Origin of the sequence: Sinorhizobium fredii NGR234, from assembly GCF_000018545.1 — a bacterium.
GTDB lineage: Bacteria > Pseudomonadota > Alphaproteobacteria > Rhizobiales > Rhizobiaceae > Sinorhizobium > Sinorhizobium fredii_A.
This window is the reverse complement of sequence record NC_012586.1, coordinates 775,063-799,879: the sequence shown is the minus strand read 5'-3', so window position 1 is coordinate 799,879 and position 24,817 is coordinate 775,063. Positions and strand designations below refer to the sequence as shown.

The 24,817-nt window shown below is 61.5% G+C and carries 24 protein-coding genes; 12 read left to right on the top strand and 12 right to left on the bottom strand.

The features are described from left to right. Positions 1-56 precede the first annotated feature (56 nt). Positions 57-1,571 (top strand): IS21 family transposase, encoded by a 1,515-nt coding sequence (gene istA, locus NGR_RS03865; protein ID WP_010875203.1) that lies wholly within the window; start codon positions 57-59, stop codon positions 1,569-1,571. Then, on the top strand, positions 1,568-2,464 hold the full coding sequence (istB, locus tag NGR_RS03860; RefSeq protein ID WP_010875204.1) for an IS21-like element helper ATPase IstB: 897 nt from the start codon (positions 1,568-1,570) through the stop codon (positions 2,462-2,464). The genes istA and istB overlap by 4 nt, the downstream gene beginning before the upstream one ends. A gap of 147 nt (positions 2,465-2,611) precedes the next feature. Here istB and NGR_RS33790 read toward each other — a convergent pair whose 3' ends face one another. The 3 genes from NGR_RS33790 to NGR_RS32870 form a co-directional block, all read right to left on the bottom strand. After that, positions 2,612-2,776: a helix-turn-helix domain-containing protein gene (locus NGR_RS33790; RefSeq protein WP_432654012.1), complete on the bottom strand. Its 165-nt coding sequence runs from the start codon at positions 2,774-2,776 to the stop codon at positions 2,612-2,614. A 32-nt stretch (positions 2,777-2,808) separates the two neighbouring features. Continuing rightward, positions 2,809-3,156: a helix-turn-helix domain-containing protein gene (locus NGR_RS03850; RefSeq protein WP_015886914.1), complete on the bottom strand. Its 348-nt coding sequence runs from the start codon at positions 3,154-3,156 to the stop codon at positions 2,809-2,811. A gap of 668 nt (positions 3,157-3,824) precedes the next feature. After that, positions 3,825-4,373, bottom strand: coding sequence for a hypothetical protein (locus NGR_RS32870; protein WP_240545107.1), 549 nt, complete (start codon positions 4,371-4,373; stop codon positions 3,825-3,827). 135 nt (positions 4,374-4,508) lie between these two features. Here NGR_RS32870 and NGR_RS03835 point away from each other — a divergent pair, with 135 nt between their 5' ends. Then, the gene (locus tag NGR_RS03835; protein ID WP_015886912.1) at positions 4,509-5,639 is read left to right on the top strand and encodes an IS5-like element ISRsp5 family transposase; all 1,131 of its coding nucleotides are present in this window, start codon (positions 4,509-4,511) and stop codon (positions 5,637-5,639) included. Between the two features lie 277 nt (positions 5,640-5,916). Here the strand turns inward: NGR_RS03835 and NGR_RS03830 are convergent, their stop codons facing one another. The 3 genes from NGR_RS03830 to NGR_RS03820 all read right to left on the bottom strand — a co-directional run bounded on the left by NGR_RS03830 (position 5,917) and on the right by NGR_RS03820 (position 8,018). After that, positions 5,917-6,993: a diguanylate cyclase domain-containing protein gene (locus NGR_RS03830; RefSeq protein WP_164924061.1), complete on the bottom strand. Its 1,077-nt coding sequence runs from the start codon at positions 6,991-6,993 to the stop codon at positions 5,917-5,919. Positions 6,994-7,208: 215 nt separating this feature from the next. After that, positions 7,209-7,538: a hypothetical protein gene (locus tag NGR_RS03825; RefSeq protein ID WP_015886910.1), complete on the bottom strand. Its 330-nt coding sequence runs from the start codon at positions 7,536-7,538 to the stop codon at positions 7,209-7,211. Positions 7,539-7,661: 123 nt separating this feature from the next. Further along, positions 7,662-8,018, bottom strand: coding sequence for a hypothetical protein (locus NGR_RS03820; RefSeq protein WP_015886909.1), 357 nt, complete (start codon positions 8,016-8,018; stop codon positions 7,662-7,664). A 392-nt stretch (positions 8,019-8,410) separates the two neighbouring features. Between NGR_RS03820 and NGR_RS03815 the strand changes: the two genes are divergently transcribed. Next, positions 8,411-8,806, top strand: a complete 396-nt coding sequence (locus NGR_RS03815; RefSeq protein WP_015886908.1) for an Ohr family peroxiredoxin — start codon at positions 8,411-8,413, stop codon at positions 8,804-8,806. Positions 8,807-9,108: 302 nt separating this feature from the next. Here the strand turns inward: NGR_RS03815 and NGR_RS03810 are convergent, their stop codons facing one another. The 3 genes from NGR_RS03810 to NGR_RS03800 all read right to left on the bottom strand — a co-directional run bounded on the left by NGR_RS03810 (position 9,109) and on the right by NGR_RS03800 (position 11,459). Next, positions 9,109-10,431 (bottom strand): type II toxin-antitoxin system HipA family toxin, encoded by a 1,323-nt coding sequence (locus tag NGR_RS03810; RefSeq protein ID WP_015886907.1) that lies wholly within the window; start codon positions 10,429-10,431, stop codon positions 9,109-9,111. Then, complete coding sequence (locus NGR_RS03805) at positions 10,421-10,705, bottom strand: helix-turn-helix transcriptional regulator (RefSeq protein ID WP_164923858.1); 285 nt, start codon at positions 10,703-10,705, stop codon at positions 10,421-10,423. The genes NGR_RS03810 and NGR_RS03805 overlap by 11 nt, the downstream gene beginning before the upstream one ends. 244 nt (positions 10,706-10,949) lie before the next feature. Next, the gene (locus NGR_RS03800) at positions 10,950-11,459 is read right to left on the bottom strand and encodes a MarR family winged helix-turn-helix transcriptional regulator (protein WP_015886905.1); all 510 of its coding nucleotides are present in this window, start codon (positions 11,457-11,459) and stop codon (positions 10,950-10,952) included. Positions 11,460-11,611: 152 nt separating this feature from the next. Between NGR_RS03800 and NGR_RS03795 the strand changes: the two genes are divergently transcribed. From NGR_RS03795 to NGR_RS03775, 5 genes are all read left to right on the top strand, one after another. Beyond that, the gene (locus tag NGR_RS03795) at positions 11,612-12,007 is read left to right on the top strand and encodes an organic hydroperoxide resistance protein (protein ID WP_015886904.1); all 396 of its coding nucleotides are present in this window, start codon (positions 11,612-11,614) and stop codon (positions 12,005-12,007) included. Positions 12,008-12,111: 104 nt separating this feature from the next. Beyond that, on the top strand, positions 12,112-12,597 hold the full coding sequence (gene msrB, locus NGR_RS03790; protein ID WP_015886903.1) for a peptide-methionine (R)-S-oxide reductase MsrB: 486 nt from the start codon (positions 12,112-12,114) through the stop codon (positions 12,595-12,597). Between the two features lie 329 nt (positions 12,598-12,926). After that, entirely contained in the window at positions 12,927-14,453 is a 1,527-nt protein-coding gene (locus NGR_RS03785; protein WP_015886902.1) for a DUF4153 domain-containing protein, read from the top strand. Positions 14,454-14,466: 13 nt separating this feature from the next. Further along, positions 14,467-15,156, top strand: coding sequence for a response regulator transcription factor (locus NGR_RS03780; RefSeq protein ID WP_015886901.1), 690 nt, complete (start codon positions 14,467-14,469; stop codon positions 15,154-15,156). A 2-nt stretch (positions 15,157-15,158) separates the two neighbouring features. Continuing rightward, a complete protein-coding gene (locus NGR_RS03775; RefSeq protein WP_015886900.1) occupies positions 15,159-16,175 on the top strand; it encodes a sensor histidine kinase in 1,017 nt (338 codons plus the stop codon). A 47-nt stretch (positions 16,176-16,222) separates the two neighbouring features. On the opposite strand, the gene NGR_RS03770 is transcribed toward NGR_RS03775, so the two are convergent. Together NGR_RS03770 and NGR_RS03765 are read right to left on the bottom strand one after the other, a co-directional pair. Beyond that, a complete protein-coding gene (locus NGR_RS03770; protein WP_164923857.1) occupies positions 16,223-18,373 on the bottom strand; it encodes a hypothetical protein in 2,151 nt (716 codons plus the stop codon). A gap of 77 nt (positions 18,374-18,450) precedes the next feature. Next, positions 18,451-18,624 carry a hypothetical protein gene (locus NGR_RS03765; protein WP_164923764.1) on the bottom strand — a complete coding sequence of 58 codons (174 nt, stop codon included), beginning with the start codon at positions 18,622-18,624 and terminating at the stop codon, positions 18,451-18,453. 90 nt (positions 18,625-18,714) lie between these two features. Here NGR_RS03765 and NGR_RS03760 point away from each other — a divergent pair, with 90 nt between their 5' ends. From NGR_RS03760 to kdgD, 3 genes are all read left to right on the top strand, one after another. Next, positions 18,715-19,644, top strand: coding sequence for a prohibitin family protein (locus NGR_RS03760; protein WP_015886898.1), 930 nt, complete (start codon positions 18,715-18,717; stop codon positions 19,642-19,644). Between the two features lie 68 nt (positions 19,645-19,712). Further along, a complete protein-coding gene (locus NGR_RS03755) occupies positions 19,713-20,972 on the top strand; it encodes a hypothetical protein (RefSeq protein WP_015886897.1) in 1,260 nt (419 codons plus the stop codon). Between the two features lie 187 nt (positions 20,973-21,159). Then, the gene (gene kdgD / locus NGR_RS03750; protein ID WP_015886896.1) at positions 21,160-22,065 is read left to right on the top strand and encodes a 5-dehydro-4-deoxyglucarate dehydratase; all 906 of its coding nucleotides are present in this window, start codon (positions 21,160-21,162) and stop codon (positions 22,063-22,065) included. Positions 22,066-22,158: 93 nt separating this feature from the next. On the opposite strand, the gene acnA is transcribed toward kdgD, so the two are convergent. Then, positions 22,159-24,801: an aconitate hydratase AcnA gene (acnA, locus tag NGR_RS03745; RefSeq protein WP_015886895.1), complete on the bottom strand. Its 2,643-nt coding sequence runs from the start codon at positions 24,799-24,801 to the stop codon at positions 22,159-22,161. Positions 24,802-24,817 lie beyond the last annotated feature (16 nt).

The following is a 24,817-nucleotide window of genomic DNA, read 5'->3' as shown; positions in this document are numbered from 1 at the left end:
CATGATCGCGGTCGGCCCGCTACGGTGGCGGTTTTCTGGAATGGAGAACCACCTTTGTGCCGGGTCGCCATGTAACCGATCATCAGATGAGATTATTCATGAAGTACCGACAAACGCATTCTGTTGAGGTCGCCGCCGCGAAGGCGTCGATCAGCCGGGCGACGGCGTTCCGCATGGAGAAAGAGCAGCGCCTTCCGTCGCAGAACAAGCCGCCCCGCGGTCGGCGTCGACCCGATCCGCTTGAGCATATCTTTGATGCGGAGGTCGTTCCGCTCCTCAAGGCCGCTCCCGGCATTCGTGCGGTCGCCGTTTACGACGAGATGCTGCGGCGTCATCCGGAACTGCCCGAAGGCATTCGCCGCACACTTGAGCGGCGCATCCGGTCATGGCGGGCGGTTCACGGTGAAGCACAGGAGGTGATCTTCCGCCAGACGCACGAGCCCGGCCGACTAGGGCTGTCGGATTTTACCGACATGGGCAGCCTCAGCGTGACGATCGCCGGCCAACCGCTCGACCATCTGCTCTATCACTTCCGGCTGGTTTGGTCGGGTTTTGAGCACGCCCATGTCATCCTTGGCGGCGAAAGCTTCGTCGCCTTGGCGGAGGGCCTGCAGAACGCCCTGTGGTCGGTCGGCGGTTCGCCGCTCTATCACCGCAGCGACAGCCTGTCGGCTGCCTTCCGCAACCTCGATGCCGATGCCAAGGTCGATCTGACAAACCGCTATGAGGAGCTGTGCGCTCACTACCGGATGACGCCGACGCGCAACAACAAGGGCGTCGCCCACGAGAACGGCTCAATCGAAAGCTCCCACGGCCATCTCAAGAACGCAGTCCGCGATGCACTCCTGATGCGCGGCACCAGAGACTTCGACGATCTGCGCTCCTACCGCGCCTTCATCGACGAGATCGTCAGCCGCCGCAATGCCGCGCATGGCAAGCGCATTGATGCCGAGCGCCCGCATCTGCAGGTGCTTCCCGAGCGCCGCACCACCGACTTCGAGGAGGTAGTCGTCACCGTGTCGCGCACCGGCGGCTTCGCCTTGCGCAAAGTCTTCTACACCGTCCCCTCCCGTTTGATCGGCCATCGGCTGCGTGTGCGTTTGTTTGACGATCGTCTCGACGTCTTCATCGGCGGCACGCATCTGCTGACGTTGCCACGAGGTCGCGCCCACGCGAGCGGCAAGCATGACCAGGTCGTCAACTATCACCACGTCATCCACTCTCTGCGCAAAAAGCCCATGGCGCTTCTCAACCTGGTCTATCGCGACAAGCTCTTCCCCCGGCCGGAATATCGCAGGGCTTTCGACGCTCTCATCGAGCAACTGCCTGACCGGCAGGCTTGCAAGATCACCGTCGAATTGCTGGCCCTGGCTCATGATCGCGGTTGCGAGCGTGAACTGGCCGAGGAGCTTGCCAGAACGCTCGACGCCCGCAAACTGCCCGACCTGATGGCCTTGAGAGCCATCTTCGGTCCGGACCCGGATCAGTTGCCGACCGTGCATGTGCAGCTCGCATCGCTCAATAGCTATGAAGCCCTGATGGGGTCTGCTTATGCGGGAGAGGCCGCATGAAAAACGTCCACAACACCATCGACGAAGCCCGCCTCGGCATCATGCTCAATGACCTGAGGCTGCCGACGATCAAAACGCTGTGGCCGCAATTTGCCGAACAGGCCGATCGTGAAGGGTGGCCTGCGGCTCGTTTCCTTTCGGCCATCGCCGAGCATGAACTGGCTGAACGGGCGCATCGCAGGATCGAACGTCACCTCGCCGAGGCGCATCTGCCGCCCGGAAAGACGCTCGAGAGCTTCGCTTTCGACGCCGTGCCCATGGTCTCCAAGGCCCAGGTCATGGCCATTGCCGCCGGCGACAGTTGGCTCGCCAAAGGTGCCAATATCCTCCTGTTCGGTCCGCCGGGCGGCGGAAAGAGCCATCTCGCCGCCGCCATCGGCCTCGCGCTGATCGAGAATGGTTGGCGGGTGCTGTTCACGCGCACGACCGACCTCGTCCAGAAGCTTCAGGTCGCACGGCGTGAACTCCAGCTCGAATCCGCCATCGCAAAGCTCGACAAGTTCGATCTGCTCATCCTCGACGATCTGGCCTACGTCACCAAGGACCAGGCCGAAACCAGCGTGCTGTTCGAACTCATCTCCGCAAGATATGAGCGGCGTTCCATCATGATAACCGCCAATCAGCCCTTCGGAGAATGGAACCGCGTCTTTCCGGACCCGGCCATGACGCTTGCCGCGGTGGACCGACTTGTTCATCACGCAACGATCTTCGAAATGAACGTCGAAAGCTATCGGCGACGTTCCGCCATGGAAGCCAAACGCCACCGCGGCAGACCCGCCGCCTTCGCGACAACCAAAAGTGCTTCCCTGATTGTCGCGGAGCGACAATCAGAACACGATGAGACCCTTGCCAGCGACAATCAACATGATACCTTCATGCCGACCGCGACATAAGAGTCTCATCCAGATTGTCGCCGCCGTCTCATCCTGATCGCCGCGCTATATCGTGCGGCGCGGATGGCCTCGATCCACGCTTGGCCCAGCGACGTGTGATCTTGTTCTTCTGGCCGATGCGCGCCTCGTCCTGAAACCAAACTTCGATCATTTTACCCTTGGCGGGGCCAACGGCGATTTCTGCCACTGCGGCGGGGAAGTTTTTTTAAATGCCTCGGCCGCATCAGCATCCTGCGCATGATGCCTCGGGCGAGCTGAGAGTTTGCGGTAGCCCATCGAGCGCACTTCGCGACCCAAGGTCTGCTCGCTCACCGAGACACCGAATTCCGCCCACAGCCACTGGGCTAGGTCACACAGACGCCAGCGCACGACGCCATCCAGATAGGGTGTGGGGCCGGCTCGATGGCTTGCGCCAAGGCCGCGCGTTGATCATCGTTCAACAGCGTCGGCTTGCCTGGAGCCTTGCCGTTGATCAAACCGTCGGGACCGCGCCTGTTGAACCGCACCACCCAGTCACGCACGATCTGCACAGTGACGCTGCCGAGCCGAGCAGCATCCGCACGAGAGCCGCCATCATAAATCGACGCAAGCGCCTCTAAACGCCGCGCCTGGCTGGCATCCTTTGTCTGTCGGGCCAGTAGTCGCAGCCTGTTCCCATCAAAGTCCGATCGCAACGAAATCGCTGAACCCATCGCAAACCTCCTGTTTGCGCCATCGATTCAGATTCGTCGGCTTTTGGGAATCTCGAGAGTCGGGATTATTGAGGCTTGGTATTACATGGCCCTCAACGCTCGTACGGGTCGGTCCGCCCCAGTCTCCTGCATCGGTACTCTCGCCTTGCGGTTTGCTCCGCTTGAGCTTCTCCCTTTGCATCAGGAGCCTGGTTCCTGCAGTTCCGCGTGAAAGCCTATGTCCAACTCACGCCCCCTCTACGCCGGTCGCCGCACCGCCCGGTCATCAGGCATCTGGCGGACTTGCCCCAGGATGACGAAACGGTCCTGGTTTCGACGACACTTACGTTCATAACGACGCGTCCTCGGAGGGTTCACTTTCGTTCGTCTTTTGGACATGCACCTGCTCGGATCTCGTCCGAACGTTTCATCCGACGCTCACCACCACGGCTCTTTACCGCAGCAGCTCGGACTGGTTTGAGACCCGCTCCTGAAAGCCGATCCCGGAGGGCCGTCCCCCATCATTCACGCAGCTTTACGCCACGGTCTTAGTTCATGTTGAACTCCTTCCGTGCCTCTGCAGCACACTCTCGTCGATAAAGACCAGTCGCGCCAATGCCTTGTTGAAGAAGCGCCGGCGTCGCCGGGTCCAGAGTTCACGCGCCCGCGCGATCTCTGGGCGCTGCTGCTCACTTGCCTGCAGGCTTTTTTTTATGGCTGAGGTCGAGGCGGTGGAGAAGACGGCCAACATTGGAGCGGTGCACGATGACGCCGCGCCCGGCGAGTTCCAGGCACAGTTCGTCCAGCGTCAGGTCGCCATTCTGCGCCAGGCGCTCGCGGACCCACTCGCCATGCGCGTTCAGCTTGCCGCCACCCAGATGGCCTTGCCGCCGTGCGAGGCCGACGACAATGGCGGCGGGCAGCAGATGCGTGAGACAGGAAACACTGCCGATAATCGTTATCGCCATGAAGAACATGACGTGCGACTGACCATACGCATCGACATGCGCAAAAACGGCCAGCGCCCAGGCGCAGAGTGCAAGCGTGATAAGGCCCGAGAACCGGCCGGTGCGAACCAAGGCGAGCTCGGCGTCTTCAACCGCTGGAACGCCCGCACCAATCTTCAGCCACCATAGGGCCTGGCTTGCGCAGAGCATTGTCAGGATCAAGGGACAATACAGGCTCAGGGCGAGCGGCGCATCGCTGAACGTCGTAAAGGAGAGCGCCCAGATATTCACGATGCACAGGACATGCATCAGCGGAACCTGCCTCGATATCACCTTGCACTGCGCTCTAACAGGCTGCTGAAAAAGCCCTGGCGCTTGGGTTGGATCAATGATTCCCTGCGGTTGCAACAGAGGGGACTGATTTGCATGCGCGGTGGGGACGACCAAACGGGATCACTGTTTTCCTATGTCGACCTTGAGGCACGGGTTCCGGCCAGTCACCCGCTTCGGGTGATGCGCGCGCTGGTGAACGCTTCGCTTGTGGCGCTGGATGGGTCGTTCGCGGCGCTCTATGCGAAGAGGGGTCGCCCATCGATTGCTCCGGAACGGATGCTGCGGGCAGTGCTGTTGCAGATGCTCTATTCGATCCGCTCCGAGCGTCAGTTGATGGAACGGCTGGAGTTCGACCTGTTGTTCCGCTGGTTCGTGGGCCTTGGGATCGACGATGCGGTGTGGGACGCCTCGACGTTTTCGAAGAACCGGGACCGGCTGCTGACGACTAAGATCGCGCAGGGCTTCCTGTCGGCGCTGCTTTCGCAGCCGGCGGTGAAGAAGCTCCTGAGCGCCGAGCATTTCTCGGTCGACGGCACGATGTTGAAGGCGTTCGCCTCGATGAAGAGCTTCCGGGCCAAGGATGGCCCAAAGGGCGACAATGACCAGCCACCGGAAGACGGCCGCAACGGCGAGCGCGACTTCCGCAAGGAGAAGCGCTCGAACGAGACGCATGCCTCGACGACCGACCCGGACGCGCGGCTTTACCGCAAGGGCAATGGTCAGGAGAGCCGGCTGGCCTATCTGGGGCACGCGCTGATGGAGAACCGCAACGGCCTGGCGGTCGCCGGCATGGTGACGCATGCGACCGGCACCGCCGAGCGGGAAGCGGCCACCGAACTGAGTGCGGACCTTGCCGAAGGCGCGACGCTTTGCGGCGACAAGGGCTACGACGCGGAAGCGTTCGTCGAGGGGCTGAAGGACCGCAAAATCGTGCCGCATGTGGCGATCAACGGCACGGTGAGCAAGACCGGCAAGGTGCGCAAGACGGCAGTGCCGCCGCAGGTCGCGCAAAGTCCCGGCTATGCGATCAGCCTGCGCTGCCGCAAGCGGATCGAGGAAATCTTCGGCTGGATCAAGACGACGGCCGGCTTCACCCAACTCAAGGTCCGCGGACTGGACAAGGTGAAGGCGGCCTTCACCTTCGCCCTTGCCGCCTACAACATCGTTCGTCTTCCGAAATTGCTCGGCTCGACGGGAGAAGTGTGCCTTGAGGGAGGCAAATAGGCCAATATGACCGGAAAACCTGCCTTGACCGGCCTGTTTCCTGCCGATACCCGCCAAAAAACCGCGCCCACCGCAGTATCTTGCGGTAACGCAACACGATTTTCAGCAGCCTGCTAAGCAGCGCGTCCTTGTATTCGGCCGATCTGGATAGAATTAAATCCTGAATCAAATTGCTTGCGCACACAGGCTCGCCCCCACTCACCCATTCGCCAAAACCGATTGCAAAGAATGCTTTTACTGCAAATTATAAATTCAAGGCGCTGCCCGATCCTGCCGGTCAGCCGCGATAGAGCATCCAATCCTTGCGGGCGCCGCCAGCCCCGCCCGTAGAAGAGAACACTACCTTGTCGCTAGTCGTCTCCGTGGCGGTCTGCAGGGCCTTTTCCGCTTGCCCCACAAGGTCCGAGGCCGTGCTGGCGTCATAGGTCGTGCTGCAGCCGAACCGAGTGACGACGGCAGGCATCTTCGCCTGGCGGCTATCGAATGCCGCAAGGCAGCTTTTTCGAAGATGGTCCGCCATTTTCTGAATTTCCGCTTCTGCCGTCGTCCAGACGAGAATGCCGATCTGGGGCCGCTCGAGCCAGGCGGCGAAGTCGGTGGCCTGAACGGCGCGCGTCACGGCAAAACCGAGGCGCTCCAGGATGGCTTCCCTGACCTTGATGAGATCCTTGCCCTCGAAGGGCTCGAGGACCAGAAGATTAGAGAGAAGAAGCGACACCCCGTCGGGATAGTGTTCGCCACCATAGAGTTCGGCGAGCTTCTTGTTGAAGCCACGCCGGTTGGCGAGATTGGTGACGAGGTGGGTGAACTTTGTCCGCTCGAACGCGTCCACATCGCTGGTGATCGCCGCGACGGCCGATATCTGGTTCGAGACGCGCTCGAGGATCTGCGTGCTCGCCGAGTGCTGCACTTCCGTCATCTGGCGGATCGCCTGAAGCTCGGACTGGATCGTATTCATGTCGCGCGGATCGGCAGAGGAAATCTTGCCGGTCGCCTGGCCGAGCATGCTCGTGTAGTTGGACAGCGAGTTCTGACCCGATAGCAGAGACTCCTTCAGGGTCGACAATTCGCTCTGCAGGCGACCTGCGGACTGGTCATGGATCGACTTGCCGAAGTGATGCGGCAGGTAGGTCCGCGCCAGGGCTTCGAGTTCCTCGTCGGAGATCGGCTTGCCAAGCCGCGCGAATTTCTCACGAAGCTCCGGATTGTTGCCGCTGACGATCTCATACATGAGTTCGTAGTTCACCGGAGACGCGTCGATCTCCAACCGGCTCAGGGTCGCAAAGACCGTGTAGAACAGCTCCTTGCGGTTCTGGAGCGCAAGCTGTTTGGAAGATGCATTCACAATTGCCATCATGCAGCGCCTTTCAAAGAAGCGTCGCAGGCAATCACGCCCGTGACGACGTCGAAACAGGTAGGCGTGAGGTCAGGACCTCGCATCGGATTTTGCGGCGGCAGGAATTGTCGCGTCCGACCCGCGTTCATGCGGTTGTATTGGCGCTAGTGCATCCGATCAGACAACTCAAAGTAAAACCGGGCCGCTTAAGAATTGGTGAAGTCCAGCGGCTGTCACCCCGCCAGATCAACGCCCATGGCCGCCTCCTCCTGGCGCCTCCTGTCGAGTGTGTTGTGGGCGGCCTGCATGATGTCCAGGTCATATAGGTAGCCGATGGCGGCCAGTTCGCTCATCAGCTCGCCGAGGACCAGGTCGACGCGCCGGGGAATTTCCGATTCATCGCGCATGACGACCGCCTCGAGTTGCTCGAACGATCCGCCTATCGCCCGGTAGAGCTCGAGCGCCGAAAGCAAAAACTTCCTCTGGCGCTCAGCGAGATCACCCAGGGAACCCTCTTCGCAGGTCGCCATCAGTCGAACGGCTTTGTTTTGAAATACGCTCATCGATATAAACTCATGAAAATCAACTCTACGGGTACCAGTATCTCTAAAAGTTGAACGCAGATTTAACTTCAACCTGCCCGGTTCGATGCCGCGTCTCCGTACGCAACGCGATGCGGCATGCCGTCAAACATCCTCAGGGGGCGCAAAGAAGCAGTTGACGTTGTCTTCAGTCGGATGGAGGCAGATGTGATAGTCGCCGTCTCCCGACGGAATCTCGTCGCCATAGGGGATGAAGAACCGATGGTTTTTCGTGGCAAGGTGATGGTCCCCGGGACGAAGGGTCACCGAGAACCCGTGGGCACCTTTTCTGACGTCCGAGCTCGGTATGGGGGCGCAGTCTCCTCCGACATCCTTCTCCTTGCAGCACGCTGGAGGATAGATCCAGCCGCTGCGAGCCTGGTGGGCGTCGCTCGGCGCGACAAGAACCATCGAGATGCCAGCAAGGGTGATCACGGACATCGTTAGTGACGTGGAAGTCATCGCCCCCTCCAACAGACCTGCTGTCCTGATCCACGGCCGCCCCGGGTCCAGCGGGGCCAGCGGCCATATGCCGGGCCCTGCCGCATCCATCGGTAACGGCTCGGCTCGATAGCGCCTACCCTGCCCCGACCTTGGTCGCGCCATTCACATTATCACTCTCTAATTTAGCATTGTCGAGACTTGCAGGGCCCGCGTACCGGCCTCTCGCGAGCCGCCACCCCCAACCCCTTGCCCTGAAGAGACCCTTCAGACAACCCGCAAGCCATTCGACCTTCGTATAATTCGGATCCGATTAAATCGGACTCGCTTGACATGGAGCTTTGCCACGCCTATTTAGCTCGCATCCGATTAACTCGGATTACAACACAAGCAGATCTAGAAAGGATTTCGCCATGACCGAGAAGCTTCTTTACACCGGCAAGACTCACAACACCGGCGGTCGCAACGGCGGCACGCGCAGCAGCGACGGCCAGCTGGACCTCAGATTGTCGCAGCCGCATCCGGCAGCAGAGAACCTCTTCGGTGCCGCCTGGTCGGCCTGTTACATCGGAGCGGTCGAGCTCGCCGCCTCGCAGAGAAACATCAAGCTCCCCGCAGGTGCCGCAGTCGATGCCGAGATCGATCTCAATGCCGACGACGGCTCATACTTCCTCAGGGCACGGCTGAACGTCAGCCTGCCGGGTATCGAGCGCGGGCTCGCCGAGGAGATCATCGAGGCGGCACACAGCATCTGCCCTTACTCCAAGGCGACCCGCGGCAACATCGACGTTGCGACCAGCCTTCTCTAAAAGCAAAAGCTTTCGCTCGGGTCTGCCTGGCGGGCAGGCAGACCCCGACTCCCTCGCCAGACCTGGCAGAATGGCGACAACCAGGAACCCCGCCTTTTGCTGGTCCTCTGACAGGACGCCGTCAGGGATGTTTTGCGGGTAATGAACCGATGATGGCGGTCGCGCGCAGGGACAGGAGTGAGAAGGGCTGCCAAGGAAGGTGATGCCTGGGGCTGTCTGCTCTGCAGCCCATGACGCAAGATCAACGGAGCGGAGAAATGCTCGGCCATGCGCGTCTCTTGAGCTGGTTCGGCGCTGCCATCTCAGGCGCCTCCGCTTGCGATCAGGTTATCCTGGGCAGCGCGAAACGCGTCCTGCAGCGCTTTGAGACCATTCAGACCGTCAAGAGCGTAGCTATTGAGAAACTGACGCCCGGCGAACAGCTTGCGTTCGACCGGGGTCAGCTCGGCTTCCTCGCATACAGCTTGCCAGTGTTTGGCGATGGTTGTGACTTGGTGTTCGATCAGCGCTGCGGCTTCGGCCTCTTTCAGGTGATAATCCGCCGCGGCGGCAAGGCAGGTTGCAAGCGTGCTGGCGCGCCCATCGCCCTTGATCAGCATGGCCTGCGTGGCTTCGTTGCCTGTCCGGTTTTGCGGGCAGATGTCATAGGCGGGCGTCAGGGTCAGCATCTTGCCATCCCAGAACGCCGCATGGTTACGGGCATGGTCGTCCGTGTTGCCGCACAGTACGTTGAAGCAAATCCGCCCGTAGAGTTCCCTGAGCGTATCCTTGGGATCAGTGAAACGGTGGCGGATCAGTTCGGCAAGATCCTCGTATGAGGCATAGCGGGCCATCATCTCGTCAAGGCCCAGCATGGTGAGGGCTGAGACCATAGCGTGTCTCGTCCAGCCATCCTTTGTGTGCGTGCGGTCGAAGCGCTCGATCAGCAGGACGTCTTTGTGGGCGGCGCGGGTCATGGAGACTGCTGCGGCGTTCAGGCCGCAAGCTGATGCCAGCTTCATGGCGATGAATTCGGCCTTCACGACACTGTAGGTGTCGTTGCTGGCCGAGAATTTGGCGATGCATTTCTTCGTGTCGTCATCGATAAGCGCCTTGGGGCGCGCGCCGCCAATCGAAGTGCCGTGATTGAGGGCTTGGTCGAGCGCCGGGGTCAAGGGGACGCCTTTTTCAACGAAAGCGGCTGCTTCGAGGAGTTCGTCGAGCGAGGCTTGCGCTGCAAGGCGGGGGGCGTACTCCGTAGCCGATGCCTGGAAGTCGAGGGCGCCAATCCGGTCGGACCCTGACTGAAGCAGATAGGTAAGCTCGCTGATCTCCGGCACGCCGGCTGCGTCAGGCTTCTTGCCCGTCAGCCTGTTGATGATGACCCGGCGGCCCCAGGCATCCGGCGAGCCATCGCGAATGCAGCTCGCCATCGACAGGCCGTTGATGGGCACGATGACGCCTTCCTGAAGGGGAAGTTCCGGCTCATAGATAGGAATGGCGTTCCCGCGGCGCCGGTAGCTGGCGCCATAGATAAAGAGCAGGCGCTCGCCATTCTGGTCGAGGCGGCCCGCCACGACCGGTTCCGTTGCACCTGGCAGCCACATCCAGACAAAGCCTTCAGTTGCCTCCGGCCTAGAAGTCATCATCGACCTCCTTCACCGTATGGCGGACGCTCTTGGGCAGCAGGGTCAGTTTTTCATCAAGGCGGGCATTGTGCATCTTCAGGGTGCGCTCGTCATGGTCGAACAGGCGCACACCAACGAGGGAGGCGACCTCGAGGACGATGCCAATCTCTGGGCCTGCCGCGCCCTTTTCAATGCTGGACAACGTCGTGCGGCTGATGCCGGCGCGGTCGGCGAGATCCTGCGCCGTCAGGCCGCGCTCGGCCCGGCCGATGCGGATCAGTTTGCCGAGCATGGTGAGCGCTTCGCGGGTTACTCTGGAATAGCTTCTCGTGCGGGGCACCTGTCACCTGTTTTGTGCATTTGGTTGTACGGCGCTTGCGTCCAGAATCTTGCACATTGTGCCATGAGGCTTAACCATGAGGCAAGCTTTGCTCATTAGATTGATCATAAGGGTACTTCGTGCTCATAATTATGAACACACGGAAGTTCGAGACCGGTTAGTCAGTAAAGCTGGTCGTAGGGCGCGACTCGAGAAGTTATTCCGGCTTCTCTCGCTCGTCCCGGGTGGCGCGCAGGAGATTGTCGCGCAGCCTCGCTACGGTCTGTTGTACCGCGTCAAAGTCGTCCCCGAGCCCGGTGGCGTCCGTCAGCGACGCGCCGGGATCCGCATCTATCAGGCCCTCGCCCTTCGGTGTCAGGCTTACCCGAACCTGCCGCTCGTCTTGCGGATCGCGGCGGCGGCTGATGAGACCTATCTGCTCGAGTTTCTTGAGGATGGGCGTCAGCGTGTTGGATTCGAGAAACAGCTTTTCGCCGAGTTCCCCAACCGTCTGATCGTCCCGTTCGGAGAGCGCGACCAGTGCAATGTACTGCGTATAGGTAAGTCCAAGCTCATCGAGAATCGGCTTATAGGCGCGGCCAAAGGCGAGGTTCGCCGAATAGATCGCGAAGCACAGGAAATTCGACAGCTTCGGCTTTTTCTTGCTTATCCGGGGGCCAGCAGGGGCAGGCGTGTCCGCATTCTTGGCCGTGGGGAAAGTGGTCATTGCATATCCAATCCAGGTGTTTGCCTCTGATACCTATATAAATCGGATGCGATTAAATCGCAATGGTATTGACAGGGGAGCTGTCGAGGCGGATTAGAATCGCATCCGATTTAAACGGATCCGATGTAAACCTCTAATAGAAGGAATGACCGATGACCGAGAAGCTCCTTTTCACCGGCAAGACCCACAACACCGGCGGCCGCAACGGCGGCACGCGCAGCAGCGACGGCCAGCTCGAGCTCCGCCTTTCGCAGCCCCACCCCGCCGCCGAACAGCTCTTCGGCGCTGCCTGGTCGGCCTGTTTCATCGCGGCCGTCCAGGTCGCGGCCAGCCGGAGAAAGGTAAGGCTGCCTTCGGATGCGGAGGTGGATGCGGAGATCGATCTCAATGTCGACGACGGCTCCTACTTCCTGCGGGCCCGCCTCAATGTCAGCGTGCCCGGCGTCGAGCGCCAGCTTGCCGAGGAGCTGATCGAGGCGGCGCACGACATCTGTCCTTATTCGAAGGCGACCCGCGGCAACATCGACGTTGCGCTCAACCTCGTCTGATTGGATCACCACCGCTCCGGCAAAATAGCCGGGCCGAATGGCAACGTTACGGGCTCTGCCCCTGAAAGGGATGCAGGGCCCGTCGATCGACAGGGAGATAGACATTGCGCGACACATTCGAAATGCTGTTTGATCTCACACCTCCGACCCGCGACGAAATGCGGACACTGGTGGCAGACCTAAGCGAGGATGAGCGGCACTTGCTGCTCGATCATGGTGAGGAGGCGCCGTTCTGCGGCATCTTCCTGCATGAGAAACGGCAGGGAATCTATAGTTGCCGCCTGTGCGGCCTGCCATTGTTCAAGGCCGGTGCGAAATTTGAAAGCGGCAGCGGCTGGCCGAGCTTCACTGCCCCCTTCACCGAAGCTCATCTTCGGAGCATACGCGACACTCGCTATGGCATGGTCAGGACCGAGATCGTCTGCACCCGTTGCGGCGCGCACCAGGGCCATGTTTTCCCGGATGGCCCGCCACCGACCGGAGAGCGCTTCTGCATAAACTCAGGATCGCTCGAATTCACGCCCAAGGGAGAACCGCTCCCCGACAAGCTCGGCCGCGGCGCTCCCGAAGGTCAGCCGTGGAATAGCTGAACAAGCAGTTGCCACCGCCGCTTATCCTCGAGGCCGGTGCAGCCAAGGTTTGCGGCGGCTGAGCAAAATCGCGTCGACATCTCGCGCCAAGCGGGCGCTACGCTCCTGAATTATTCCCAAGCGCCTGCACAGAATCTGCAAGAGCGGGCGGCATGCTGTTGTCATGGCCCGCACCGATAGTCCCTCCTCCCCACGCCCCGTTCCAGATCGCCTCCGCAACGACGGATGGTGGCTGAAACCGGAAGCCGTCAGCAAAGGCGTCCTCTCCGGTCGCGACCGCGCGCGAATTCTTGTCATGGCCGCAGACGGCTTCAAGGAGAAATCAGCTGATGACATTGACCGATAACGCTATCGAACCAAACCGGATCGATCGCCGAAATGGCCGCGCAGCCGCCGGGCTTGCCCTCGTGATACTGGCCGACGTCCTCTTCTTCCAGCAACCGCTCGGCGTGAACGCGTTTGCATTTACGATGGCTGTCGCCACCGGTATCCTGCTTTCCGGACCAAGGCGGCTGGAGGCGTCGGCGGTCGCCGGCCTGTCAGGGTTGTCGTTCATTGCCGCCGCCCCGTTGCTGGAAGCGCCGACCTTGTTGGGAGCCGTGAGCGCGTCCTGCGGTCTGATCCTGGTGGCATTGATCCGATCGAAGCTTGTCCCTGAGCGGCTCACTCGCCTGCCCTCTGTCCTGTTCCGCTTCGCCCTTGCCGCTCCCATGCGGCTCGTCCAGGATTGCCGCAGGCACTTTGGCAAACGCGCATCGCGGCACACGACTGCCACTGTCATGGCCGGCCTGATCGTTTGGCTCATCCCCGCGGTCTTCGCCCTGATTTTCGTGTCGCTCTTCGCACTCGCCAATCCCCTCATCGAGCAGGCGATCTCGGCCATTGATCTCGCCGCACTTCTTCGCTTCTGCAATCCGTGGCGCATTGGCCTCTGGCTTCTCGTTGCTGCGACGGTCTGGCCGGTGCTTCGGCCGCGGCTCAAGCGACGCAAGAGATCGTCCGCGCCGGCGCAAGCCAGCAGCAACGCCATTGAGGGCCTGCTCCTCGCAGAGGCCACCATTCTGCGATCGCTGCTTGTCTTCAACGCCCTGTTCGCCGTTCAGACCTTGCTGGATCTCGCCTATCTCTGGGGCCGAGCGGAATTACCGGCCGGCATGACCCATGCGGAATACGCCCATCGCGGTGCCTATCCGCTGATCATCACCGCTCTGCTCGCCGGCGGTTTCGTGCTTGTTGCCATGCGCCGTGACGGGCCGGGAGAAAGCAACCCGTTGATCCGTGGTCTTGTTCACGTGTGGATCGGCCAGAACATCCTGCTTTGCGTGTCTTCTATCCTCCGGCTCGAGCTCTATGTGGAGGTTTATTCACTGAGCCAATTGCGTATTGCCGCAGGCATCTGGATGGGCCTTGTCGCAGTCGGCCTCGCCCTGATCCTCTTGCGCATCTTGTTGCGCCGTTCCAACGCGTGGCTGATCGCGACGAACCTGACGGCGTTGGCGTCGACGCTCTATGTCTGCGCTTTTGTCGATATTCCGGCATTGGTGGCGCGATTCAATGTAGAGCACAGCCGGGAGCTCACCGGAACCGCGATGCCGCTCGACATCGACTATTTGCTCTCGCTTGGGCCATCCGCCATTCCGGCACTCGACACTTACATCGCCGCGCTGCCGTCAGATGCCATCGAAAGCAGCCTTCGGGCCCGTTCCGTCAGGGCCCGCCTTGCCGCCGACTTTGGACAGGCTTCCAATTGGCGGGCCTGGAGCTATCGTCGCCATCGTCTTCGGGCCTACCTTTCGGGGCACATAAACGTTGCAACACGTGCGCAGGCCGATAAGAACTATCGAGAACAATTCTGACAGGACAGACACGGTGTTACGCATCCTGGTCGTCGACGACGAGCCGCATATTCGCGACGTTATTTGCTTCGCCATCGAGCGAGCCGGCATGACTTCGGTCGTCGCCAGAAACGGCGCGGAAGCCATGATGGCGTTCCGGCGCGGAAACGTAGACCTTGCCATCCTGGATATCGGAATGCCCGAAATGGATGGCCTTGAAGTGTGCCGCCGCATTCGCACCGAGTCGGCACTGCCTGTCCTTTTTCCTTCCGCTCGCGACGACGAGATCGACAGGGTTGTCGGTCTCGAGATCGGCGGCGACGATTACGTTACCAAGCCTTTCAGTCCGCGCGAGCTGATTGCGCGTGTCAAAGCCATCCTGAAGCGAGCGAACGGGACCGCGGGCGAACAGCAATTGCATCTGACGAGAGGGCCGATCCGTCTCGATCGGGATAGCAGGTCCGTCACTTATGACGATTTGGATGTCGGTTTGACTGCCGTTGAATTCGCCATCCTTGCAACCATGCTGGCTCGTCCAAATACAGTACACACGCGGGAGCAGCTTATGGCGGCGGCATATGGAGCCGGCATCCACGTGGCCGACCGGACCATAGACAGCCATGTCCGCAACATCAGGGCGAAGTTCTCCAACCTCGGATGCACGACTGTCATCGCCACAGTTCATGGCGTCGGTTTCAAGCTTGCCCCAGCCCTCGGGACATGAGCATGACGCGAGCACCACGGATCAAGCGGAAATGGCGACCGACCTTGTCGCTGGTCGTCTATGCGGTCCTTCTCGCGGTCCTTGCCCTGCCGATCATCATTCTCATCTGGTTTCGTACTGTCGAACGAGGGACCGGCTACCTCGCTGCCGCGGAAATCGGCGCCCTTGTCATCGCCCTCGCCTTCACGCTGGTAGTTGCCTATGTGTTGACACGCAGCATTACCGGACCGATCGACGCGCTGATCGGCAGAACTGAGGAAATCGCACAAAAGGGAAAGGCCGCTCTTAGTCCGCTGGAGCGTTACGGCACACGCGAGATCGCGACGCTCTCGCAAAGCTTTCTGGATCTTGCCGGCGAATTGGTCGATCGCACCGACTATGTTCGTTCTTTCGCCGCCCACGTATGCCATGAGCTGAAGTCACCGCTGACCGCGATCCGGGGTGCCGCCGAACTGCTGCTTGACGACGATCCGGAGGCGCCCATGCCCAAAGCGGACCGCCAACGTTTCCTTGAAAATATCCTGGCCGATGCTGAGAGGCTCGACCGGTTGCTCGTGCGGCTGAGAGAGCTTGCGCATGCCGAACTGCCGGCGGCGAAAGGCCGGACGACGATAGCGGAGGTCGCTGCCGAACTGACCCGACGATTTCCAGGACTCGAGGTTACGAGCTCCGGCGACATCGAGACCCCCATTGCTCTGACGCCGGAAGCCTTCGCGATCGCAATCGGAAACATCGCTGAGAATGCCCACCAGCATGGGGCGTCTCGGCTGACGCTTGTTGCCACCACCGAAGAGCGCATGCTGAAGGTCCTCGTCGCCGACGACGGTTCCGGTATCCCCGACGGTAGTCGCGCCCTCATATTTCAGCCGTTCTTCTCGACCCGCCGCGAAAGCGGCGGCACCGGCATGGGTCTGGCGATCACCCGGACAATGCTCGCCTCGCATGGCGGCACAATCGGACTCATGGACGCCGACGAACGCGGCACCCGGTTTGAGATCGCCATACCAGTTGTCGGGTGAAGACTTCACCTCCAGGCCCTGCCGCGCAAGGCCTGGAGAAAATCGGCTTACTGCGCTGTCGCCTCGAGGTCGACCTTGTCGAGAAGCAGCATTGGGTTCTCGGAAGCCGCAATGAGATCAAACGCGCCGATGCCGGTTTCAGCCTTGGATCTGACCGTGAGAGTGAAGGTTCCGGGCTTGGCGATGAAGCGCGAGAGCGCGTCGACCGGACCCTGGAGCTTCGGCTGGTCGGCGGCGAGTTGCTGCAACACCGCCGCGGCCATCATCGTCAACATTCCGCGCGCCTGATCCTCCGTCATGCCGTTCTGGTCGGCGTAGAACTTGATACCCTTGGCCATGCCCCCCTTGTCCTCGATCTCGAGCTTCATTTCCCGCGCGGTGAGACCGAGAAGCGCTACCTGGGCCATGGCCGGGTCGCCGGAGAAGAAGTCTTTGGTAAATCCCCCCATCAAGCCTGAGACGGAGAAGCTGCCCACATCCTTGCCGCTCACCGAAATATCCTTGATCGCCAGGTTCTGACTGGGCTCATCCCACGCCGCCTGAATGTTCGAGGAAACCACCAGCTCATCGAAACCCAATTTGCGAAGCTGCACCGAGGTTTCGTCCTGCGCCTTCGCCGGCACGGGCACGCTCAGATCCTCATAGCTGAAGCGGATATCCGTCGGTATGCCGTTAAAGGGCTTGGTGAGCGCCAGCTCGTAATTCTTCAGCGTGAAGCGGATGCGTTCCGGGACGGCGGCAGCGGGCTTCTCCATGGAGGTTACCGGCTGATTCGTCTGCTGATCCGCCCCGGCCTCCTGTTCGGCATCGGGCATAAGCCCCTCGGCGGCAAGCGCATCCGTCTCGCCCGTTTCGTCCGCGTAGCCTTCTGTACCGGTACTGTCTGCGCCGGTATCCGGATTGGGGAGATTGACATCGATGCCCGCGACGCGGAACGTGCCGAATTCCGGCAGCAGCGTGGTGAAGGGGAAGGTTTCAAGCTGTTGCTCGTCGAGGCCGGCCATCTTCTTCAGCGCTTCCAAGGTGGAATCCCACGAAAAGCCGGTCATGCTCGCTTCGGAGAACTTGACGTAGTCCCCGCCCTCCCCCATCGACACGCCATGAAGGGCCGCGTCGAGCCTCCGTCCGTCGAGTTGAAGCGCCATGCGATCGACGGCGAGCTTGACCTTCTCGCCCTCGGCTTCGCCGGCCTTTGCCGGCGCGTCGATCTTGAGGCCAAGCATCTCCATGTCGCCCTTGCCGATAATGTCGGCAAGCGACAGGAGCCGACCAAAGAAGGCGCGGCGTTCCTCGGGCTCGAGTTCTTCGGGATTCGTGACCGACGTCAACTTCTCCAGTGTTTCGAGAAGCGGCTCGGCCGGCATGCGCATGCTGAATCCGCTGCTGCGCATTTCGTCGTAGGCGAAGCGCGCCTGGCCGTTCGAAAACGCGATCGCCTTGGCGGAAAGAGGACCGTAGAGCGGCCTTGGCTCCTTGTCGTCCGGACCGGCCTTTTCCGTGTAAAGTCGGGCCATGTAGGCCGCGTCGAAGTCCTGTCCCGTCATTTGACCGATCGAACCGGTCATCACCTCCTGCTTCGACCCACCCGCTCCATCGGGGATGGCCATGGCGAACTCGAAGCTGGCGCCGTCGGCGGAATAGCGCGCAACGCTGCCATTGGCGATGTCGGTGAGGTTGACTTGTCTGTAGACGGTCTTCTGCTCGCTGCCGGCAATGGCCTGGGTGATGGCGACCTCCGTCGCGGACACGCGCTTTGCCGCGAAGCGGTCGATGCGCTTCGCGAGCGGGGCAGCACTTTTGCGGCTGATGAGTTCCGTCAGCGTCGCTGGGTCCAGATTGGCGTCCTCGACGCTTGCATGCGGTACTAAGATCCTGGCCGTCGGCAGTTCGATGTCGAGACCGGTCATCTCGAGCGTCCCATTCAGAAAGAGGATTTTGGGTCGCCCGTCGATCGCCGCGATGCGAGCATTGGAGCGACCGCCAAGCGGCAGCGTCACGTCACGCAGGTGAATTCGTCCCAGAAAGTCCACCTCGACGGCGCCCGCCTTGCCACCACGCTCGGCGACCAATTCGTTGACTTTGCTTTTAAGGGCGATCTTGCCGCCGACGACACCCGCTGCGGCGATCGCGATGACTGCAACGGCTGCCCAGAGCGCCCTGCCGCGGCCCTGGCCGGTTTCCTTCCCTGACTGCTCCACGATCTTCATCCTTTCGCGACCCGCATGGCTGAAACTGCTGCGCGTTGACTACAGCGCCGCGCGTCCAATCGGACGCGCTAAGGTCGCTGCAGCACTTTGAAGCGCTGTATGATTTTGTCCTTAAATCGATTCCGATTTAAGGAATCACGAAGTAGACAGGCGGCGATGGCTTCGCAAGTTTTGCGGTAGTGATTTTCACGGTTTTCTTCTATGGGCTGCAGCTTCACCACCAAAGAAATCAGTGTACGCATGCAACCTCTCTGCTATGCAGGACCCCGGATGGTGCGTCCTATGCGCGAAACGTCCACAGCGGACTTTTCACTGAAATCAGAAGAGGCAACATGAGAACCTTCGCCCCAATCCCCTCGGTGATCTTTGGGCTTGTCGCTCTTGGCGCATTGAGCGTCATCTTCGGCTCCTGGTACACGATCGATCAGGGTGAACGCGGCGTGGTTCTGCGCTATGGCGCAATCGTCGGAACCGCGGATCCGGGGCTCGGCCTCAAGCTGCCGCTGATCGACTCCATCGTGCGTATTTCCGTCCAGTCGAAGGCCGCCGTCTACGAGAGCATGGAGGCCTATAGCCGTGACCAGCAGCCCGCCACCGTCAAGCTGTCGGTCAACTACCGCATCCCGATCGATCGGGTCGCGACCGTCTATGAACTCTATGGCTCGGAAGACGGCTTGCTGAGCCGTCTGGTGGAGCGCAAGGTGTTCGAGGAGACCAAGACCGTCTTCGGTCGCTTCAATGCGGTCACCGCCATTCAAGAGCGCGCCAGGCTCAATCAGGAAGTCGCGGCAGCCATTCAGAAAAGTGTGAGCGGCCCGGTCATGATCGACAGCGTGCAGATCGAGAACATCGATTTTTCCGATGCCTATGAAGCCAGTATCGAACAGCGAATGCTCGCCGAGGTCGAGGTCCAGAAGCTGCGCCAGAATGCCGAGCGCGAGAAGGTGCAGGCCGAAATCACCGTCACCCAGGCGAACGCGCTTGCCGACGCACGTCGCGCCGAGGCGCAGGCGCAGGCCGATGCGGTTCGCCTCCAGGCGCAAGCGGATGCCGAGGCCATAAAGCTCAAGGGTGAGGCCGAAGCAACGGCGATCAAGGCGCGCGGCGACGCGCTCAAGGACAATCCCGGCCTCGTTTCCCTGACCCAGGCGGAACGCTGGGACGGAAGGCTACCCAGCACCATGTTGCCGAACGGTGCGCTGCCGATGATCGATTTGAAGGCTCCGCCGATGGCCGATGGTGAATCCGGCTTCACGCAGTGAGCGGGCCGATGCGGGTCGCCTGCAATCCGCCCGGCCTTGCATGATTGCCCGCAATGGGAGGAAAGCGCATGCAGTACCGCATTCTGAAATCCTTCATCGCGCCCCTCCTGGCTGTCGGCCTGATTTATTCCGGCTTGCCTGCGCATGCTAAAACCAATGCCGCGGCTCTCGTTCAAACCCATCTTGGTAATGGCCGTATCGGCGAAGCCGAAGAGCAACTGCTGGCCATGACCGCCGCAACCGGCGGCAATGCCGATGCACACCTCGGCCTCGGGCTGGTGCGATCGGCGCGTGCGTTCGAGAAACTGTCGCAGGCGCTCTATCGCGTCGGCTTCGCTTCCAAGGTCGGGGGGTATCAAGCGCTCTTCGGCTTGCACGCTCCAATTCCCGTCAATCCGGACCCGCAGCCGGTCACCTATGAGGAGTTCCGCGGCATGCTGGCGACCTTCATCGCCGACCTCGAATCGGCTGACCAGGCGCTGCAGGCAGTCGGCGACAAACCCGCAAAACTGAGCGTGGACCTTTCCGTCGCGCGTTTCGATTGGAATGGCGATGGCATGCTTGGTCCCGAGGACCAGTTCGGCATGGCCATCTCCGATATCAATGATGCCGGCAGCCCAAAGCCCTTTCTCGTGAGCTTCGACACGGCAGACGCCAAATGGCTGCGCGGCTATTGCAACATCTTGATGGCGGTGACGAAGGCCTGGCTGTCCCATGATTTTTCGGAAACCTGGGATTTCAGCTTCCGTCTGCTTTTTCCACGGGCCGTGTCGACGATTGCCGCCGCCGAGGGCGGTGACGTGCACGACAACACCCTGTTCGGGGTAGAGAAGCAGCAGGCCGACGATCTCGCCGATCTCGTCACTTTTTTGCATACCATCCGCTGGCCGGTTCAGGACAAGGCGCTTTGGGCCGAAGTGCGCAACCATCTCAAGACCGTCATTGCCCTCAATCGCCAAACCTGGACTTTGATCGGCAAGGAAACCGATGATGACCATGAATGGCTGCCCGGCCCGCGGCAGAAGTCGGGCGTATTGCCGTCCTTCAACGTCACCGAAGAACGGATCGAGGCCTGGCTCGGCTTGCTCTCGCGTTTCGAAGCGGCTCTTGATGGCAGGCTGCTGATCCCGCATTGGCGTTTCTCGAAAGGCATCGACATCGCCAAGCTCTTCGATGAGCCGCAGTCGTTCGATCTCATCCTGTGGGTGACCGGGCCGGCGGCGCTACCCTACCTCTCCGAAGGACCGGTGATGGCCGGCAATGAATGGAACCAGATTTTGGCGATCTTCGAGGGGAATTTCGCCGCCTATGCCTTCTACTTCAACTGAGAGGACAGAGAGGCTCCTGGCCAGCAAATACATATGATGACCTCATGCAAAGGCGCGTCCGGTCTATATGGCGCGCCTCACGTTTCCGCTGTCTCGGCGGGGATAAGCGGGCACCTCCACGGTTGACACCCGTCATCCATCATCATATGACTGGTCAAGACATATTATCAATTTGGGAGAGTTTCCTTTGTCGCCAGATGAGATCAAAGGCCGTATCGCTTCGGGGCTATTGTCGTTTCCGGTCACCCACTTCCACGAAGATTTCAGCCTCAATCTCGAGAGCTATCGCAGCCATGTGGAGTGGCTTTCCGGCTTCGGCGCGGCGGCCCTGTTCGCTGCCGGCGGCACGGGCGAGTTCTTTTCGCTGTCGCCCGAGGAAGTCGGCGAGGTGACCCGCGCCGCAAAGGAAGCCTCGGGGAATGTGCCGATCATTGCCGGCTGCGGCTATGGCACCGCGCTCGCCAGGGAGACGGCCCGCCGGGCCGAAGCGGCCGGCGCCGACGGACTTCTGCTATTACCCCACTATCTGATGGAAGCGCCACAGGAGGGCATCTACCGCCACGTGAAGGCCGTATGCGAATCGACCGGCCTCGGGGTGATCATCTACAACCGGGCGAACTCGGTCGCCAATGCCGATACGGTGGCGCGCCTCGCCGAAGCCTGCCCCAACCTCATCGGATTCAAGGACGGCACCGGCAAGGTCGATCTCGTCCGTCACGTGACGGCAAAGCTCGGCAGCCGGCTCTGCTATATCGGCGGCATGCCCACCCATGAACTCTTTGCCGAGGGCTTCAACGGCGTCGGCGTGACGACCTATTCCTCGGCAGTCTTCAACTTCGTGCCCAAATTGGCGCAGCGCTTCTACAAGGCCATGCGGGCGGGCGATCGCGCGACGATGGAAGAGATCCTGCACTTCTTCTTCTTCCCCTTCGCGGCGTTGCGCGACCGCGAGCAGGGTTATCCGGTTTCGATCATCAAGGCGGGCGTCGAACTGATCGGGCGGACACCGGGGCCGGTGCGTCCGCCGCTGACGGACCTGAAGCCCAAGGAAAAGGAACTCCTCTGGGGCCTGATCGAAAAGGCTGCCGCATAGGGTTCCGTCTGCTTCCCGGAAGCAGAAGAGATGTTCGCCATTTCCAGCACCGTGCGCAGCCGGCATGGTGCTGATGGCATACGGGTGCAAGCGCTATTGGAAGTCGCCGTCGGCGCGCTTTGCCTTGCCGCTTGAATTCAGAACGTCATTGAGGATGTAGGGAAGAATACCGCCCGCCCGAAGGGTGCGCATTTCAACGTTCGTTTCGATGGCCGCGCTCGCCTCGAAGGAGAAGCTGCTGCCGTCCTTCCTGCGGATCGTCACCGCCACCGGAGAGCGCGGGAGGATTGCCTCCGGGCTTGCCGAGATAGCGATAAGGTCCCCCGGCTCCAGGTGCAGCCGCTCGGGACCGAACTGCGCCGGCAAACGCAGTGGCAGAACGCCCATGCCGATCAGGTTGGAGCGGTGAATACGCTCGAAGCTCAAGGCCAGCACGGCACGGGTGCCGAGCAGCGACACGCCCTTTGCCGCCCAGTCGCGCGACGAACCCATGCCGTAGCGTTCGCCGGCGACGACGACGACCGACTGGCCTGCGGCGCGGTAGCGCCGCGCCGCGTCCAAAAGCGGCAGTATATCGCCCGACGGCGCGTGGATGGTCGAGCCCGGCGGGACGTCGCCGAGCATGTTGGTCACTGTCTTGTTGGTGAACAGGCCGCGCACCATCACCTCCCAATTGCCGCGCCGGGACGCAAAGACATTGAGGTCCGTGGGGTTCTCGCCGTGCTCGATGAGATATCGGCCGGCCGCGCCGCTTGCCGGAATGGCGCCGGCCGGCGATATGTGGTCGGTGGTGATGTCGTCTCCAAGAACAAGCAGGGGATGCGCCTCGTAGCAGCCGAGCAGGGTACCGTCGCCGAAACCCGCGAACGCCGGCCTGCGGATATAGGTCGATCGCGGATCCCACGGGAAAAGCGTCGTGGTCGGTGCGTCGAGTGCGCCCCAGACACGGCTTGCCTCCGCCGCGTCATAGGCCGGCTTGAAATCGTCCGCGCTCGATGCAAGCGCCAGCACCTCGTCGATCTCGGCGCTCGTCGGCCACAGCATCGAAAGGGTGATACTCCTGCCGTCGGCGGTGGTTCCGATCGGATCGGTCAGGATATCGAGCTTCACCGTACCGGCGAGCGCGAAGGCGACGACCAGCGGCGGCGAGGCGAGAAAGCCTGCTTCGAGCTGCGGGTGGACGCGGCCCGGGAAGTTCCGGTTGCCCGACAGCACCGCGACCGGCACGATGCCGCGCTCCTCCATGGCAGCGGCAATCGGCGCGGTAAGCGGCCCCGAATTTCCGATGCAGGTCGTACAGCCATAGCCGACGATGCCGAAGCCGACCGCCTCCAAGTCCTCGAGTAGCCCGGCGCGGCGAAGGTAGCGTTCCGCCGTCGGCGAGCCGGGTGCGAGCGACGTTTTCACCCAGTGGGGCGGCTTCAGTCCGAGCGCCCGTGCCTTGCGGGCCATCAGTCCCGCGGCCACGACGAGTCGCGGATCGGAAGTATTGGTGCAGCTGGTGATCGCCGCGATCGCCACCGCGCCGCCCTCCGGCCTGCCCGTCCGTTCGTCTTGGTCGCGCGCTTCGATCATCGGCTTGATCGCCTGGAGGGTGGCCCCGGCAGCGATGCGGTCCTGCGGTCGTGTCGGTCCGGCGAGACTGACTTCGACGCTCGAAAGATCGAGCTCGACGACCAACGTATAGCGCGGGTCCGTCTGCGGATCGAACCACAGCCCGGCGCGCCTGGCATAGGCTTCGACGAACGCGACCTGCGTGAGCGAGCGCCCCGTGGCTTCGAGATACTTGAGCGTCTGCGCATCGATCGGGAAGTAACCGCTGTTTCCACCAAACTCCGGGGTCATATTGGCGACGACGCCACGGTCGCCGGCGGTCAGCGTCGAGACACCGGGGCCGAAGAATTCGACATAGCGGTCCTGCAGGTCGATCTTGCGAAGCTGTTCGGTCAGGGTGAGCGCCAGGTCGGTTGCCAGCACGCCACTCTTCAACGCGCCGGTGAGCTTCACGCCGACGACGTCCGGGACCCGGAGCGTCACAGGCATGCCGAAGAACACGCTCTCCGCCTCGAGACCACCGACGCCCCAGGCAAGCACGCCGATGCCGTTGATCATCGGCGTGTGGCTGTCGGTGCCGATCAGCGTGTCCGGCATTGCCCACAGGACACCGTCGATAAGCTTGCTCGTCGCGACCGTCGCGAGCCTTTCGAGATTGAGCGTGTGCATGATCCCGGTTCCGGGCGGATGCGCCGTGAAGCCGCTCATCGTGTTGGTCGCCCATTTCATGAAACGGTAGCGCTCGGCATTGCGCTCGAACTCGCGCTCCATGTTCTTTTCGAGCGAGCCTGTCTGTCCGAAGAAATCGACGCCGACCGAGTGATCCGTCGAGACGTCCACCGGAACCACCGGATTGAGAAGCGCGGGATCGCCGCCGGCTTCCGCGAGCGCCGAGCGCATGCCGGCAATGTCGACGAGAGCGGGACCGCAAGTGGTGTCGTGCATGAGGACGCGATTGGGCAGAAACGGGATCTCCTGCTCGCTGGTTCCTCTGTCGAGCCAGCCGAGGATCGCCTCTTTCGCCAGCGCGGCATCGTCGCCGGCGGTGCGCAGCGCGTTTTCCAGCAGGACGCGGTGGATGTAGGGAAGACGCGCCAGTGCCTCGCCGGCCTCCGCGGGAAGATCGATAATCGTATGATCCACGCCGTTGACGCCGAGATGTGCCAGCTTTGTCGCGGGCATTGGTGTCCTCCGTCTC